Annotated in this window: 14 protein-coding genes and 1 pseudogene; 3 read left to right on the plus strand and 12 right to left on the minus strand. The window is 61.7% G+C overall.

The annotated features are described in order from the left end of the window. The first annotated feature begins 81 nt into the window (after positions 1 to 81). On the plus strand, positions 82 to 987 hold the full coding sequence (locus tag NBG89_RS21405) for an MBL fold metallo-hydrolase (protein ID WP_431324128.1): 906 nt from the start codon (positions 82 to 84) through the stop codon (positions 985 to 987). A gap of 566 nt (positions 988 to 1,553) precedes the next feature. On the opposite strand, the gene groL is transcribed toward NBG89_RS21405, so the two are convergent. The 3 genes and pseudogenes from groL to soxR form a co-directional block, all read right to left on the minus strand. Continuing rightward, on the minus strand, positions 1,554 to 3,182 hold the full coding sequence (gene groL, locus NBG89_RS21410) for a chaperonin GroEL (RefSeq protein ID WP_431324129.1): 1,629 nt from the start codon (positions 3,180 to 3,182) through the stop codon (positions 1,554 to 1,556). 63 nt (positions 3,183 to 3,245) lie between these two features. After that, positions 3,246 to 3,531 (minus strand): annotated as a pseudogene (locus tag NBG89_RS21415) (co-chaperone GroES). 314 nt (positions 3,532 to 3,845) lie between these two features. Then, on the minus strand, positions 3,846 to 4,280 hold the full coding sequence (gene soxR, locus NBG89_RS21420) for a redox-sensitive transcriptional activator SoxR (protein ID WP_431324130.1): 435 nt from the start codon (positions 4,278 to 4,280) through the stop codon (positions 3,846 to 3,848). An 87-nt stretch (positions 4,281 to 4,367) separates the two neighbouring features. Here soxR and NBG89_RS21425 point away from each other — a divergent pair, with 87 nt between their 5' ends. Together NBG89_RS21425 and NBG89_RS21430 are read left to right on the plus strand one after the other, a co-directional pair. Next, positions 4,368 to 5,090, plus strand: a complete 723-nt coding sequence (locus tag NBG89_RS21425) for an SDR family NAD(P)-dependent oxidoreductase (protein WP_431324131.1) — start codon at positions 4,368 to 4,370, stop codon at positions 5,088 to 5,090. Further along, complete coding sequence (locus tag NBG89_RS21430) at positions 5,087 to 6,151, plus strand: S-adenosylmethionine:tRNA ribosyltransferase-isomerase (RefSeq protein ID WP_431324132.1); 1,065 nt, start codon at positions 5,087 to 5,089, stop codon at positions 6,149 to 6,151. The genes NBG89_RS21425 and NBG89_RS21430 overlap by 4 nt, the downstream gene beginning before the upstream one ends. A 177-nt stretch (positions 6,152 to 6,328) precedes the next feature. On the opposite strand, the gene NBG89_RS21435 is transcribed toward NBG89_RS21430, so the two are convergent. From NBG89_RS21435 to NBG89_RS21475, 9 genes are all read right to left on the minus strand, one after another. Beyond that, on the minus strand, positions 6,329 to 7,246 hold the full coding sequence (locus tag NBG89_RS21435; RefSeq protein ID WP_431324133.1) for an ABC transporter permease: 918 nt from the start codon (positions 7,244 to 7,246) through the stop codon (positions 6,329 to 6,331). Beyond that, positions 7,243 to 8,340, minus strand: coding sequence for an ABC transporter permease (locus NBG89_RS21440; protein ID WP_431324134.1), 1,098 nt, complete (start codon positions 8,338 to 8,340; stop codon positions 7,243 to 7,245). Before NBG89_RS21440 ends, NBG89_RS21435 begins: the two co-directional genes overlap by 4 nt. Further along, complete coding sequence (locus tag NBG89_RS21445) at positions 8,337 to 9,860, minus strand: ABC transporter ATP-binding protein (RefSeq protein ID WP_431324135.1); 1,524 nt, start codon at positions 9,858 to 9,860, stop codon at positions 8,337 to 8,339. The genes NBG89_RS21440 and NBG89_RS21445 overlap by 4 nt, the downstream gene beginning before the upstream one ends. 4 nt (positions 9,861 to 9,864) lie before the next feature. Beyond that, positions 9,865 to 10,962: a BMP family ABC transporter substrate-binding protein gene (locus NBG89_RS21450; protein WP_431324136.1), complete on the minus strand. Its 1,098-nt coding sequence runs from the start codon at positions 10,960 to 10,962 to the stop codon at positions 9,865 to 9,867. A gap of 24 nt (positions 10,963 to 10,986) precedes the next feature. Continuing rightward, positions 10,987 to 12,366 (minus strand): amidohydrolase, encoded by a 1,380-nt coding sequence (locus NBG89_RS21455; protein WP_431324137.1) that lies wholly within the window; start codon positions 12,364 to 12,366, stop codon positions 10,987 to 10,989. Position 12,367: 1 nt separating this feature from the next. Beyond that, complete coding sequence (locus tag NBG89_RS21460) at positions 12,368 to 13,027, minus strand: glutathione S-transferase family protein (RefSeq protein ID WP_431324138.1); 660 nt, start codon at positions 13,025 to 13,027, stop codon at positions 12,368 to 12,370. Next, entirely contained in the window at positions 13,024 to 13,869 is an 846-nt protein-coding gene (locus NBG89_RS21465) for an aromatic ring-hydroxylating dioxygenase subunit alpha (protein ID WP_431324139.1), read from the minus strand. Before NBG89_RS21465 ends, NBG89_RS21460 begins: the two co-directional genes overlap by 4 nt. Further along, the gene (locus NBG89_RS21470; RefSeq protein ID WP_431324140.1) at positions 13,869 to 14,519 is read right to left on the minus strand and encodes a Rieske 2Fe-2S domain-containing protein; all 651 of its coding nucleotides are present in this window, start codon (positions 14,517 to 14,519) and stop codon (positions 13,869 to 13,871) included. The genes NBG89_RS21465 and NBG89_RS21470 overlap by 1 nt, the downstream gene beginning before the upstream one ends. A gap of 153 nt (positions 14,520 to 14,672) precedes the next feature. Then, on the minus strand, positions 14,673 to 14,948 hold the full coding sequence (locus tag NBG89_RS21475; RefSeq protein WP_431324141.1) for an acylphosphatase: 276 nt from the start codon (positions 14,946 to 14,948) through the stop codon (positions 14,673 to 14,675). Positions 14,949 to 14,967: the final 19 nt, after the last annotated feature.

A 14,967-nucleotide genomic window follows, 5' to 3' on the forward strand; every position in this document is an offset into this window, starting at 1 on the left:
GCGTGCCTTCGCGCAAGCTGTCACTGTCGGGTGACGGCTGGGAAAGACTCTGCACATGCCATTCAATCTAGGAGCCAGATTATGTTGAACCGTCGTACCACGCTCAAGTCGCTCACCGCAGCCGCCGCTATCATGATCGCCGTTGCCCCGGCCGCAACCGCGGCAGACAAACCTGCGCTTTCATGGCAGGCATTCAAGACTAATGAAGCGGGCTTTCTCCGCGCCCCGGTGCTTATCACTGGCAAGACTGAAGCCGTTCTTATCGACTCGAGCTTCAGCTTCTCGGACGGCAAAGTTGTTGCCGATGCCATCAAGGCAAGTGGCAAGCGCCTGACCAAGATCTACATCACAACAAACGACCCTGACTACTACTTCGGACTGGCACCGGTCCATAATGCCTTCCCTGAAGCGAAGATTCTTGCTGCTGCCGACACCGTCGCTCTGATGCGCCAAAAGGCCGAGGGGAAAATCAAGACTTGGTCGCCAGTTCTCGGCGACAACGGCCCGAAGTCCGTCGCCGATCTGATCTTCCCTGAAGTCAGTGACATCAAATCCCTAACTGTCGACGGAGAGAAGCTCGAAGTCGTCACGGCGCCAGGCGTGAGGGATCGCGGCCGATACATCTGGGTTCCGTCGCTGAAGGCTGTGTTCGGCGGGGTTGCGGTGTTCGGCGGGATGTATCCCTGGGTCGCCGATCTGCCGACGGTCGAAGAGAGGAAGGCGTGGAGGGCGGCGTTGGAGGACATCATCGCCCGCGATCCGAAGATAGTCGTGCCAGGCCACACGACACAGGCATGGCCGACCGACATCTCCAGCGTGACCTACACCCGCGATTACCTTGTCGCGTTCGACGCCGCGGCTGCCAAGGCGAAGGACTCCGCGGCCCTTATCGAGGTGATGAAGAAGCTTTATCCCAATGACGCGATGCCGATTTCGCTAGAGCTCGGCGCGAAGGTCGCCAAGGGTGAAATGACCTGGGGCAAGTGATCCCAGTAAACCTACCGGAAGCGCGGCGCAGGTGCCGCGCTTCCTCAACCCGTGCCGAATTCCACCACCCATTGGCGACTTCATTGGATGCTACGGAGCTTTATCTCGATCTGGAGACAGCGGGACAGTCTCTCCGAGCCCGGTCAGCATGGCGTTGCCGAAGTGATACGATGCAGGCGTTGTTGCGCTGCGGCGGGCGAAAAGCTGCTCTCAGGGGCGGGCTATCCACGAAGGCGGATCCCAAGCGCTTCGATCTCCGGCTGACCTGCTAGTGATCTGCCGCAAGGCTACGCCGACGTCCGCGCTGTCTCCGACCATCGACTGCAGATGATTGGGATTGCGAACGCCCTGCGGATAGGGCGAGATAATGATTGCTTGCTATCCGTGTCGCTCGTGACTGTCCTTTGCCACCTCGCAAACCGTTCTGAGCTTACCGACGACGCAATGGCGGTTTTCGCGATTGCGGCAAACCTGCGGAACCTGCGATCCGTTTGCGATCGTTTGAACCATCACCATTCCTCCCGAAAGGACCGGCCGGCGGCGACTGCAGGCCAGCATCGTTTGTCTTAGAAGTCCATGCCGGGGCCGGCCGGCATCGCCGGTGCGACATCCTTCCTGGGTTTCTCGGCGATCATGGCTTCCGTCGTGACGAGAAGACCGGCGATGGAAGCCGCATCCTGGAGCGCAGTGCGAACGACCTTGGCCGGATCGATCACGCCCTGCGCAAAGAGGTCGCCATACTCGCCCGTCTGAGCGTTCCAGCCGTAGGAGAACTCGCTCCTCTCGCGCAGCTTGCCGACGATGACCGAGCCCTCCGCTCCGGCGTTTTCGGCGATCTGGCGGGCCGGAGCCTCGATTGCGCGGCGAACGATGTCGACACCGACGCGTTGATCGTCGTTGGCGGTCTGGATGTTGTCGAGCGTTTTGATGGAGCGCAACAGCGCCACGCCGCCGCCCGGCAGGATGCCTTCCTCGACCGCCGCGCGGGTGGCATGCAGCGCGTCGTCGACGCGATCCTTCTTCTCCTTCACTTCGACTTCGGTCGAGCCGCCGACGCGGATGACGGCAACGCCACCAGCGAGCTTGGCAAGGCGCTCCTGCAGCTTTTCGCGGTCGTAGTCGGAGGTGGTGTCTTCGATCTGGGCCTTGATCTGGGCAACGCGGCCAGAGATTTCAGCCTTCGAACCCGCGCCATCGACGATGGTGGTGCTCTCCTTCTCGATCGACACCTTCTTGGCGCGTCCAAGCATGTTGAGCGTCACATTCTCGAGCTTGATGCCGAGATCTTCGGTGACCACGGTGCCGCCCGTTAGGATCGCGATGTCTTCGAGGGTGGCCTTGCGGCGGTCGCCAAAGCCCGGAGCCTTGACAGCAGCAATCTTCAGGCCGCCACGCAGCTTGTTGACGACGAGCGTAGCAAGGGCTTCGCCTTCGACGTCTTCAGCGATGATGAGGAGCGGCTTGCCGGCCTGGACGACAGCTTCGAGAACCGGGAGCATAGCCTGCAGGTTCGAGAGCTTCTTTTCGTGCAGGAGGATATAAGGGTCCTCGAACTCGGCACGCATCTTGTCGGCGTTGGTGACGAAGTACGGGCTTAGGTAGCAGCGGTCGAACTGCATGCCTTCGACGACTTCGAGTTCGGTTTCAGCGGTCTTGGCTTCTTCGACGGTGATAACGCCTTCGTTGCCGACCTTTTCCATGGCTTCCGCCAGGAAGCGGCCGATTTCGGCATCACCATTTGCGGAAATCGTGCCGACCTGAGCGATCTCGGAATTGTTGGAGATCCTGCGGGCGTTGATCTTCAGTTCCGCGACGATGGCGCCAACGGCGAGGTCGATACCGCGCTTCAGGTCCATCGGGTTCATCCCGGAGGCAACGGCTTTGGTGCCTTCGCGAACGATCGCCTGGGCGAGAAGCGTTGCTGTGGTCGTGCCGTCGCCGGCGATGTCGCTCGTCTTTGAGGCTACTTCGCGAACCATCTGGGCGCCCATGTTTTCGAACTTGTCTTCAAGTTCGATTTCCTTGGCGACCGAAACGCCGTCCTTGGTGATACGCGGAGCACCGAAGGACCTGTCGATCACGACATTGCGGCCCTTGGGGCCGAGCGTTACCTTCACGGCGTCGGCCAGGATGTCGACGCCGCGCAGTATCTTCTCACGGGCTTCGGTGTTGAATTTGACGTCTTTTGCAGCCATTTCTCGCTCCTTCATCCAGCTGGCCTTCATCCAGCTGGCTTTGACTGATATTCGCCGGCGACCTCAGGCGGACTGTTTCATTTCGCCTTGAGCTTCGTTGATGCCCATCACGTCGCTTTCATTCATGATCAGCAGGCCTTCGCCGGACCACTTGCCGAACAGGATGGTCGCCCGCCTTGACATCGAGCGCCTGGATCTGGCCGGCGTCGTGCGCCGGGACCCGCAGTGATGACTTTACCTTCATGCGGATTTTCCCTGGCTGTGTCGGGAATGATGATGTCGCCCTTGGCCTTTTCTTCGGAGTTGACCTGCAAACGAGAATGCGATCATGAAGTGATCGGAACGACATGTCTTCCTCCATGGACAAACAATGATGATGTTGTCCCTGGCCGGGCCGGATGAATCAGTCCGGGTGGGTGCAAAGCTTCGCGCGAACGATCTGGTTTGATCGACTTTCGATTTCAAGAGGGACGCAGGGAAAAATTAGCGCCCCTGTGCGATTGCTGACGGCTCTTTGGCGAACAGAAAAGCAGTTCCAGCATTGGGAGACACCGACGTCACGAACAGATAGGCAGGGATCGACCTCAAGAGCCCGCATTCGTAATATCTGCTAGCGGTTCCTCGGCCCGGCGGTGGCACCGTGTCGTCTGCGCCGGGGCCGCTTCACCCAAGCCAGTACCTCGGTCCCGGCCCCTTGCGTCCTGCCACATCAGCAGGGTTCGCCAGGCTACACCGGTCGATCGACAGGCAGCCGCAACCGATGCACTCGGTAAGCCCGGAGCGCAGCCGCTGCAACTCGGCGATGCGCTCGTCTATGCGCTTTGCCCACTCGCCCGACAACCGCGACCAATCCCGACGTGATGGCAGGCGATCGACCGGCAACTTGCCGAGCTCGGCGCCGATCTCCTCGAGCGTCAGCCCGATGCGCTGCGCAAAGACGATGAAGGCAATCCGGCGCAGCACGGACCGATGATAGCGCCTGTGCCCCGAGCCGGCCCGCTCGGACGCAATCAGTCCGCGCTCCTCGTAGAAACGCAGGGCCGACGAGGCGACGCCGGCGCGCCGCGACACATCGGTGATGGTCAGCATCGAATCCATTTACTGAGGAAAGCACGAATTCTTCTTGACTTCAAGTTAACTTGAACTTGTAGCAATAGTTCCTTGCTGATTGAAGGAGCACCGACGATGCGAACGAAAATCGATCTTCAGGGGATTCGCGTGGCGGTCACCGGTGGCACATCCGGCCTCGGACTGGCGCTGGTGCGACAGCTTACCGCGAACGGTGCCTGCGTCGCCTTCGTCGCCCGAACCGCTGCGAATGTCGAACGGATCGCTGGCGAGACGGGCGCGTACGGGATTGTTGGCGATGTCGGCAGGAAGGAGGACATCTACCCGGTCGCGATGCAGATTGCGGCCATCCTTGATGGGCTCGACGTCCTGATCAACAATGCGTCGAGCCTTGGTCCCGTCCCTCTGGCGCTTCTTGCCGATACCGAGTGCGAAGAGCTGGAAGCGGCGCTTGCGGTCAACCTCGTCGGTCCGTTCCGATTGACGAAAGCCCTCTTCGGTACGCTTGCCGCGTCCGCACGCGAGGGCCGCGGCGCCCTTGTGATCAACATCTCCAGCGATGCGGCGGTGAATGCCTATCCCGGCTGGGGCGCCTATGGGGCGAGCAAGGCCGCTTTTGCCCATCTGACGGCGATTTGGGACGAAGAGGCAAAAGCCGACGATATAAGGCTCCTCGCGCTCGACCCAGGCGATATGGATACCCCGTTGCACGCGCTGGCGCTTCCCGACACCGATCCGTCGACCTTGAAGACCCCGGAGCTGGCTGCCACCGAGATCGTCGAGAAGATGCTCGACGCCCTGCCGGTAGGCGCCAGGCTTCTCGACGGGGAACGAGCATGATTGCCGACGACCATTCCGATCGGCGCTCCGCCAGGCTGTTCGTCGTCGAGGCGGACGGCACGATGCGCGACCTGCCGCGCGCTGGACTGGGGACGCTATTCGATCCTGGTGATCTGGTGGTGGCCAATGACGCCGCGACCTTGCCTGCCAGCCTGCACGGTAGGCATGTTTCCAGCGACGAGGCGATAGAGATCCGCCTGGCAGGCTGGCTGTCACCTCCCGATCCGACCCGTTTCGTGGGAATTGCGTTCGGCTCGGGCGATCACCGTACGCGTACGGAAGACCGGCTGCCGCCGCCTGCGCTGTCAGCAGGCGATCGTCTGAGGCTCGGCCCACTCGAAGCCGTGATAGAGCGCCCTCTCAGCCATCCTCGCCTTCTTGAACTGCGCTTCCGAGGCAGCCGCGCAGCGGTGCTTGCGGGACTGGCGCGGTATGGTCGACCGATCCAATACGCGCATGTTCCCGAACCGTTGGCGCTGTGGGATGTTTGGACGAAGATTGCCGCTTGGCCATTCGCGTTCGAGGCGCCATCGGCGGGCTTCGCACTCGACTGGCGCACGCTCCAAGCCTGGCGTCGGCGCACCGTCGCTTTCACAACTCTCACGCATGCGGCAGGCGTTTCTTCCACCGGCGATCCGGCACTCGACCTGAGCCTTCCCCTCGATGAGCCGTATCGCATCCCCGAGCATGCCGCCGCAGAGGTGGCGCGGGCGAAACTCCGTGGCAGCCGCATCATCGCGATCGGCACGAGCGTCGTGCGCGCGCTTGAGGCAGCCGCCAATCCAGATGGCAGCGTGCGGGCCGGAAATGGCATTGCCACCGGTCGTATCGAGCCCGGCACGACGGTTCGCGTGGCCGATGCTATTCTCACAGGAATCCACCAGCCCGGCGAAAGCCATTTCGAGCTTCTGCGTACATTTGCCGACGATGCCCTGCTCGCCAGGGCCTCCGCAACCCTTACCGCGCATCGCTACCGCACGCATGAATTCGGCGATTCCATGCTGCTCAATCGCCAACCGCTCGGGTTTATTGGCGCGATAAGACCGGGTCCGGGTGCTTGAGACGACGCCTCTACTCGAAGCTCGAGGCGTGGCATACGACGCTGTTCCGCACGCGCGCCGCGCCGCAAGGCGATAGTTTCGCCAAAGCGACAACTGCCACGTTCATGCGATTTTGATTTGAGCGGCCACCGGTTCCAATCCCTTCAAGATGCGCAATTTTGCACAAGCCGCTTTGCGTTACGGCGTGCGTTCGAAGGGTTCTCCGAGCGAGGCGACGCCGTTCAGCTTGAGCAGGCGACGGTCTGCGGAAATGACCCCAAGCACGACAATCGTAACGAGGTAGGGCAGGCTGGAGAGAAGTTGCGAAGGCAGGCTGACGCCCACGGCCTGCGCGGCAAGTCCCATCAGCGAGACTGCACCGAAGAGGCAGGCGCCGAGGAAGATGCGACCGGTGAGCCAGGTGCCGAAGACGACGAGTGCGATGGCGATCCAGCCGCGGCCAGCGATCATGCCATCGGCCCAGAGTGGCGTATAGACCACGGCGGCGTAGGCGCCGGCAAAACCGGCCATCGCTCCACCGAAGGCAACGGTGGTGACGCGCACTGCAATCACCTTATATCCGATGGCGTAGGCGGCCTTGGGATTTTCCCCGACTGCGCGAATGACAAGACCGGTCTTCGTATAGGCAAACATCGCCCAGATGGCGAGGGTGGCGGCCAGTGACAGCCACACGACGATGTCCTGGACGAACAGGCCGCCGATGACCGGGATCCTGGAGAGCGCCGGAATGGCAATCTTCGGAATGCCGGCAACGGTCAGCGCCTCGTAACTCTTGCCGAAAAGTGCAGACAGACCCTGGCCGAGAATGCCGATGGCAAGGCCGGTGGCCACCTGGTTTGCCCGAAAACCGAGCGCGATGAAGGCGAAGATCAGTGACAGGACGGCGCCGCCGGCCCCGGCGGCGATGAAGCCGAGGACATGGCCGCCGCCGTGATAGACGACGATGAAGGCAAGTACGGCGCCGAAGGCCATCAACCCTTCGACCCCCAGGTTCAAGACACCAGCGCGTTCGACCACGAGCTCGCCGAGGGCGGCAAGCAGGAACGGCGTCGCGGCTGCGAGCATGCCGGCCAGGATGAACTCGATGGCGCTCATGATGGACTCCGGTGTGCGCGCGGCCATTCGAGGCGATAGCGAACGAAGGCGATGGCGATGAGGTAGGAGAGGAGCAGGCTTCCCTGGAAGACACGAACTGCGGCGATCGGCAGGTTCGCGGAAACCATGGCATTGTCGCCGCCGATATAAAGCGCGGCCATGATCAGCGCGGACAGGACGATGCCGATCGGATGCAGCCCGCCGAGATAGGCAACTATGATGGCGGCGTAGCCATAGCCGGTGGAAATCGAGCGTTGCAACTGGCCAAGCGGCCCGGCGACTTCTGCGGCACCGGCAAGTCCGGCGGCGAAACCGCCAATCAGAAGGGAAAGCCAGATCGCCGAGCTTTCGCTGAAACCGGCGTAGCCGGCGGCGCGCGGTGCGAGACCACCCACCTGCAGCTTGTATCCCATGAAGCTTCTTTGCATGAAGACAAAGGCTCCAAGCGAGAGCGCAAGCGCCAGGAGTAGCGAAACGTTGACGCGTGTCCCCTCGATCAGGAGCGGCACCATGGCGTCATACTGGAACATGACGGACTGGGGGAAATTGAACCCGTTCGGGTCCTTCCATGGACCAAGGAGCAGGTAATAGAGCAGTTGTGCCGCAACCAGGCTCAGCATCAGCGAGACGAGGATCTCGTTGGCGTTGAAGCGAACGCGCCAGAAGGCGGTGAGGGACGCCCACAGCGCGCCGCCGAGCGTGCCGAGCAGTAGCATCGCCGGCCAGATCCATTGGCCAGTCGCCTGCGGCAGGTAAATCGGGATGGCGGAGGCGAAGATCGCCCCGAGGATGAACTGACCTTCGGCGCCGATGTTGAAGACCTTGGCACGAAAGCCGATGGCAAGCCCTTGAGCGATGAGGAGCAGTGGTCCGCTCTTCAAGAGCACTTCCGAAAAAGAGGCCCAGGACACGAACGGTTCGAGCAGCATCGCATAGACGACGGCGACCGGGTCGCGGCCCATCAACACATAAAGGCCGAGATTGAAAACGGTCGCGACGACGAGTGCAATTGCGGGCGCCAAAAGTGTCGCGGTGAGCGAGGCGCGCTCCCGTCTGACGAAGGTCGGAAGGAATGCTGCGGACGAAACGCTCATGCCAGGGCTTTCTCTGGTGATGCCTTTGCCCCGATCATGTATCGGCCGATCTCCTCGGGCTTCGTGTCTCGTGGGACGAGCGGCTTGCTCAATGTGCCGTGGTAGAGCACCTGAATAGAATCGCTAAGTTCGAAAAGCTCCTCGAGCTCCTCGGAAATGACGAGGATGGCCATGCCCTCATTGCGTAGTGTAATCAGTCTGCGGCGGATCGCGGAGGCGGCACCGATGTCCACGCCCCAGGTGGGCTGAGCGACGAACAGCAGCTTCGGCGACAACATGATCTCGCGGCCGACGATGAATTTCTGCAGGTTGCCGCCCGAAAGCGATCCCGCCTCGGCATCGGGGCCGGGCGTGCGGACATCAAATTGGCGGATGCAATCGTTGGTGAAGCCTGTTGCCCGCGCCTTGTCGACCAGCCCGTGCCGCAAGAGGTGCAAGGGATGCGCCGTCAACAGGCTGTTGAGGACGAGCGACATCTCCGGCACGGCGCCGCGCCCGAGGCGATCTTCTGGGACGAAGGCAAAGCCAAGGCGACGGCGGGCGGCCGCATCGAGCGTGCCGACATCCTGGCCCATCATGTAGATCTTCTCGCGCGCGGAGCGCGAAAGCACCTGCTCGCCGGAAATCAGTGCCGCGAGTTCGCTCTGGCCGTTGCCCGAAACGCCGGCGATCCCGAGGATCTCGCCGGCGCGCACCGTGAGATTTATACCGGAAAGAGCCACGCCGAAGGGATCGTCCGGCCGGTGATCGAGACCAACGATCTCAAGCCGCTTTTCCCCGCCCGCATGGGGCACGGCCGGTATCGGGTCCGGCATGTCGCGGCCGATCATCATGCGCGCGAGATCATGGGCGTCGTGTTCGCGCGGGTCGACATTGCCAGTGACGCGCCCGGCGCGCAGGATGGTTGCCCGGTCGCAGATCGCCCGGATTTCCTCGAGCTTGTGGGAAATGAAGAGGATCGAGACCCCGCCGTCACGCAGGCGCCGCAGGGTGTCGAAGAGCCTGTCGATCAGTTGCGGTGGCAGGACGGAGGTCGGTTCGTCCAGGATCAGGAGCTTCGGATTGGTCATCAGGCATCGGATGATCTCCACCCGCTGCCGCTCGCCGACGGAGAGTGCATGCACATGGGCAAGCGGATCGACCTCGAGGCCGAAGTCGCGCCCGAGCGTACGGATACGGCCGATGAGATCGGCTTTCTTGCCCGGCACCACGAGCTGGATGTTTTCCACCACCGTCAGGGTCTCAAACAGCGAGAAGTGCTGAAAGACCATGCCGATGCCCTTGCGCCTTGCCTCGGCAGGGGAGGCAAGGGCAAGCGTTTCTCCTTCCCAGACGACGCTCCCCTCGTCTGGCTGCTCGACGCCGTAGATGAGCTTCATCAGCGTCGACTTGCCCGCTCCGTTTTCTCCAAGGATTGCATGGATCGAGCGCGCAGCCACATCCAGATCGATGCTCTGGTTGGCATGGATCTGGCCGTAGGACTTCGAAATGCCGCGGAGCGACAGGAGCGGGGCGGTCACGAGCTTACTTCGGCAGCGGCGTGGTCACGCCCTTGACATGCCAGTCCATGGCAATGATGTCGGCGTCGCTCATGGTCGCACCGGAGGCGACGACTTCGCTGCCGTCGGCCTTGGTGACGGGACCTTGGAAAGGCGAGCCGCTGCCATCGGCGATCTTGGCTTCGACGCTCTTGATCTTGCTCATCGTGTCGGCCGGGACATCCGGGCTCCAGTCGGCGATGTGAACGACTTTCTCCTTCATGCCAAGGAACGCATTGGCACCCTTGAAAGTGCCGGCGACGTGGGCATCGACCGAAGCCTTGAAGAAGGGAGACCAGTCGGTTGCGGCGCAGCCGAGGTAGAATTTCGGCGCGTACTTCTTCATCGAGGAGTTGAGGTTGCAGGAATAGACGCCGGCTGCCTCGCAAGCCGAAACGACTGATGGCGTATCCTGCGCGTTGGAGAAGATCACGTCGCAGCTCTGCGCCATCAGAGCCTTGGCCGCCTCCTGTTCCTTGGCGGGATCAAACCACGAATTCACCCAGACGACCGAGACCTCGGCCTTCGGGTTGACCGCCTGGGCGCCGAGCGTGAAAGCGTTGATCGAGGCAATCAGTTCCGGGATTGCAAATGCGGACACCGAGCCGAGCTTGCCGGTCTTGGAGATGGCGGCCGCCGCCATGCCGAGCAGGTAGGTCCCTTCAAAATTCTTCGCGGCAAAGGGCGAGAAGTTCGGTGCAACCTGGAAGCCGGAGGCATGCAGCACGGTGACCTTCGGGTTGCGGCGGGCGATCTGCAAGGCACCGTTCTGATAGCCGAAGGAGCCGGCGATCAGGAAGTTGTTCCCGTCTGCAACCGACTTGTTCATGATGCGGTCGGCGTCCGGGCCTTCGGCGATGTTTTCAAGCACGGTGACCTTGACCTTGTCGCCATAGGCGGCCTTGACCGGCTCGAGGCCATCCTGCAGCGCGCGGCCCCAGCCCACGTCACCGATGGGAGAAGGGACGACGAGTGTAATGCCGAGCGGTCCGTCGGCAGCGAGCGCCGCACGAGCGCCAAAGGCACCAGCGAGGCCCGCAGCTGCGGCTCCCTGCATCAATGTTCTGCGAGTGATCCTTGTCATGTCTTGGTTCCCCTTGTTGGTATCTTAGAATTCCACGGTGGCGAGAGCGGCTTCAGCCTCGGCAAACAGCCGAGCTTCGTCGAGCCCCACGAATTCGCCCTTTTGCCAGACGATGCGGCCGTTGATCATGGTCAAGTCCGTCGGCATGCCGATGCCGACCTTGGCAATCAGGCTCAACGGATCGTGTCGTGTGCCGACGTAGTCCATGCGCCTTGTGTCGATCGCAAAAAGGTCTGCAGCCAGGCCTGGTGCAAGTCGACCGATGTCGCGACGGCCAAGCAGGGCTGCCCCGCCTGTTGTCGCATAGCCAAGGAAATCGATCGGAGGCGGAACGGGGTGCAGGCGCGTCGAGGCAGCCAGGCACTGGAGCATATAGGCTGAGTGGACACAATGCATCAGGTTCGAGTTGTCGTTTGATGCAGCCCCGTCACAGCCGAGCCCGACCCGCAGGCCAAAGGCGGACATGGCCGGGATGTCGGTCACTTCGGCACCAACGAGGTAGACCGGCTCGGGGCAATGCGAGACGCCCGTGCCACTCGCCGCCATCTTGCGCAGTTCGTCATGCGTCAGTTCCCAGCAATGGGCGTAGAATGTATCGGATCCGGCAAAGCCGAGTTCCGCGCAATAATCGACCGTGCGCATTCCATGGCGCGCTTCGATGACCGGGCTTTCACCCTCGCCAACATGCGTATGCATCTGGACGCCGCGATCGCGTGCCAATTGGACCGCTTCGACGAATGTCTCGCGGTAGCAATTGACGGGCTGGCAAGGCGCCACCACAACCTGGCGCATGCTGAAAGGCTTGGCATCGTGGTAGGTGTCAATCAGGCGCGCACAATCACCGATGAACTCGTCGGTCGTCTCCAGCATCGCATCCGGAATGGTCGAGCCTTCGGACTTTGGCAGGGTGTTGCCGCCACGACCGGCATGAAAGCGCATGCCCAGGAGGGCGGCTGCTTCGAACTGGCGGTCGATCAGTCGCTTTCCGACATGTCGCGGGAAGCAATACTGGTGGTCGAAGGCCGTGGTGCAGCCGTGCTTGATCATCTCGGCCATCGCCGTCACCGAGGAATGATAAAAGCAATCCTCGTTCAGCCGCGAGAAGATCGGATAGATGCGGTCGAGCCACTCGATAACCGAAAGCTTCGTCCAGTCGAGGTCTGCGCGGTTGCGCACGAAGCATTGGAAGAAGTGATGGTGCGTATTGACGAGCCCCGGATAGACGAACCAGCCGGTGGCGTCTTGAACCGCGGTGCCAACAGGCAATTCACCTTGGTCGAGGTGATCGCCGATGGCCTGGATCGCCGGACCGGTCGTCAGAATATCGACATTGCGCCGCACCGTCGGCCCCTTGCCCTCGTCAACGATCACGGCTGTGCAGTTCTTCAGGAGGTAGCCGCCCATCTTATTCGTCGTCCGGAGCAATCTGCGGCTCGGGCTTCAATTCGTGTAGCCGGTGGATGCCCGGCATCTCGATGAACGCGTCGAGCGCGCGAATAGCGCGCGACCAGAGGCGGATCGCGGGATAGGGATCGAGGGAGACGCCACCGTCTGGCGCGAGCGCCACGTAAGGGAAGCAGGCAATATCGGCGACTGTCGGGCGATCTGACGCGAGGAACGACTTGCCGCGCAGGTTCTGTTCGACAAGCCCTGCCTCCAGCTCGCGGAGCGCAGCGGTCCCCTGTGTCTGCAGGAGGGCGATATCACCCGGGCGGTGCAACATCTCATGCAGGCGTGCGCCTCCGAGATTTGCAGTCAGCCGATGTGAAAAGGAAAGCCACTGCTGCACCCGGGCGGCTTCTTCGGCAGTCGAGCCGCCAAGCCATTGCGGTGCGCGCTTTGCGGCAAGATAAACCAGCATGGCCGATGATTCCGTCAGCAGGAGATCTGCATCCTCCAGGATCGGGATGGAGCCGGCCGGGTTAAGCGCCAGGAGCTCGGGCCGACGATGCTCGCCGCCGGGATGAAAGTCCACCGGCCTGATATCAAGCTTGACGCCTGCAAGAGCCGCCATCAGCCGCACTTTGTAGCAACTCGGAGAGAGGATGTAATCGTAGAGCTTCATTGCGCCACCAGCTGTGCACCATAGGTGTAGTTGTGGCGTTTCAGCCAGCGTCGATACGCGACGGACGTCAGGTCGGCGCGCGTGGGTATCTCCATCCCGGGATCAAGCGGCAAAAGTCGCGGGATCTGGTTTTCAAGGATAGATCGGTCCTGAAGGAAGATGGTCTGTTGAAAGTGGATCAGATCGGTCATCGCAGTGACATCGTCGAACAGCGCCATCCATGGCCACACGTCGCACAGATCCTCGGCCAGCGGCTGCACGAAAAGCGTGATCACATCCCACTCTGTGGGGCGGGGTGGGCAGGTCTTGTAGAGCACCGAGCAGGTTGGAGCCGGCACGCGGTACATGTATTCCGTCGTGATGCCGCCGCTTGCGGACTTTGCCGCCTGTGGCTGATAGAACTTGACCTGCGTTGCCCAGACCTCGTCCTCGACGTCTCGGATTTCGACCTTGTAGTTCTGAACCTCCGTGTGTGGCTCCGCGCCAAGAATATCTGTGTGCACGAACGGGAAATGCGCAATGTCGAGAAAGTTCTCGACAGCGCGAAGAGGCGAGCAGCGCACCCGCACCACGCCGACATCGACAAACCGCCGACCCGGCTGGTCAGCCTCGGGGATCGCAAACAGCTCCTTTTCGGGAGTGCCGAGCGAGGACCAGACGTGTCCATAACGGACGCAAACAGGCAGTTCGCGCCCCGTGTGAGATATCACCTTGGCCTTGCCGTCGGCACTGACGGAGACCTCGATCGGTTCGCCCATCAAGGCGGTTTTATACGCACTTTCGTTGAGCTGGCTGAAAAGGCCGACCGGATACCACTCGTTGAGCATCGCTCCCTGTTCCATCACGCGACACCCTTTGCCTGGACGCCTTCTGCCGCCCGCCGCAAGGCTTCTGCGATCCGTGACGCCGAGATGCGCTGGGACGCAGTAGCGTCACCCTCGAGAAGTACATGGATCAGCGTCTGATCTTGCTCCTGTGCGACAAGCAACAGTCTCAGCCCTGTCGAATTGTGGGATGTTCGCAGAAGGCCGTCGGTGCCGGTCTTTGCGCTGGCTGCCGCTTCAATGGCGGCAATGCCGGCATTTGCCGTCAGCGAACGCAGGGGAACGAGGCCTTCAAATCGTGGCGGTTGGTCCGCCGGTTCTCCAACGGCCACCCAGATCACGCCGTCGGCTTCCTGGACCTGTTGTGTTGCGACGCGGATCGTTTCGGGCGGCACGAGCTCGGGATGCGCCGGAATACGCAGACAGTTTCCGGCCGGAGCGTAACTCCAGCCGTGATAAATGCAGGACAGAGCCTCGCCGCGGACAAACCCGTGGGACAGGCGCATGCCACGATGAGGACAGCGATCTGCAGATGCTGCTGGACGCCCCGAAGCACTTCTCCACAGGGCGATGGATCCGGCTGGTGTGCGAGCCGGCATTACCGTTCCCGACGGCAAATCCGCGGAAAGGGCGACTGGCGTCCAGATGCCCGTCGTATCGGATCGCATGGCTAAACTTTCTAAGCATTATCAATATATTGCCTACGTCGCCCGTGACCGCTGGATCATTGGCTTGTTGCAGACTGCCATCACGTTTGCATAATCGTTTCGCATTGGCAACGCTGATTAAATTAAGGGCACTGGAAAGTTGAACGGTACCCGCTAACCCTGTTTTTCGTCGGTCATGATTGGTGTGCGAAGTATCGTTTCTACCCAGACGTCGATCGGCCCGAGCGAGCACCCCATCTCCATCATATCGATCAATTCTGCTGGCCCGGCAACCTCCAGTTCAATCCGGTGCGCACTGGTGTGAGATATGGCCTGCGACAGACCAAGCTTTGCCGCGTGACGGCGAATCCACGGAATGAAGGAGGCGGCCTCAAGGTCGCCCAGGATCGTTATCCGCTCCTGCAGGTGGCTTTGATGCTGTTCCATCATGAAGGTCTCGCGCTGGCGC

Source organism: Rhizobium sp. YTU87027, from assembly GCF_050644135.1.
Taxonomy (GTDB): domain Bacteria; phylum Pseudomonadota; class Alphaproteobacteria; order Rhizobiales; family Rhizobiaceae; genus Rhizobium.

Excerpts from the sequence above, each read along its gene's own strand:
- NBG89_RS21435 (WP_431324133.1), bottom strand. The coding sequence starts at position 7,246 with ATGAGCGCCATCGAGTTCATCCTGGCCGGCATGCTCGCAGCCGCGACG.
- NBG89_RS21430 (WP_431324132.1), top strand. The coding sequence starts at position 5,087 with ATGATTGCCGACGACCATTCCGATCGGCGCTCCGCCAGGCTGTTCGTC.
- NBG89_RS21475 (WP_431324141.1), bottom strand. The coding sequence starts at position 14,948 with ATGATGGAACAGCATCAAAGCCACCTGCAGGAGCGGATAACGATCCTG.
- NBG89_RS21460 (WP_431324138.1), bottom strand. The coding sequence starts at position 13,027 with ATGAAGCTCTACGATTACATCCTCTCTCCGAGTTGCTACAAAGTGCGG.
- groL (WP_431324129.1), bottom strand. The coding sequence starts at position 3,182 with ATGGCTGCAAAAGACGTCAAATTCAACACCGAAGCCCGTGAGAAGATA.
- NBG89_RS21440 (WP_431324134.1), bottom strand. The coding sequence starts at position 8,340 with ATGAGCGTTTCGTCCGCAGCATTCCTTCCGACCTTCGTCAGACGGGAG.
- NBG89_RS21455 (WP_431324137.1), bottom strand. The coding sequence starts at position 12,366 with ATGGGCGGCTACCTCCTGAAGAACTGCACAGCCGTGATCGTTGACGAG.
- NBG89_RS21450 (WP_431324136.1), bottom strand. The coding sequence starts at position 10,962 with ATGACAAGGATCACTCGCAGAACATTGATGCAGGGAGCCGCAGCTGCG.
- NBG89_RS21465 (WP_431324139.1), bottom strand. The coding sequence starts at position 13,869 with ATGGAACAGGGAGCGATGCTCAACGAGTGGTATCCGGTCGGCCTTTTC.
- NBG89_RS21405 (WP_431324128.1), top strand. The coding sequence starts at position 82 with ATGTTGAACCGTCGTACCACGCTCAAGTCGCTCACCGCAGCCGCCGCT.
- NBG89_RS21425 (WP_431324131.1), top strand. The coding sequence starts at position 4,368 with ATGCGAACGAAAATCGATCTTCAGGGGATTCGCGTGGCGGTCACCGGT.
- NBG89_RS21470 (WP_431324140.1), bottom strand. The coding sequence starts at position 14,519 with ATGCGATCCGATACGACGGGCATCTGGACGCCAGTCGCCCTTTCCGCG.
- soxR (WP_431324130.1), bottom strand. The coding sequence starts at position 4,280 with ATGGATTCGATGCTGACCATCACCGATGTGTCGCGGCGCGCCGGCGTC.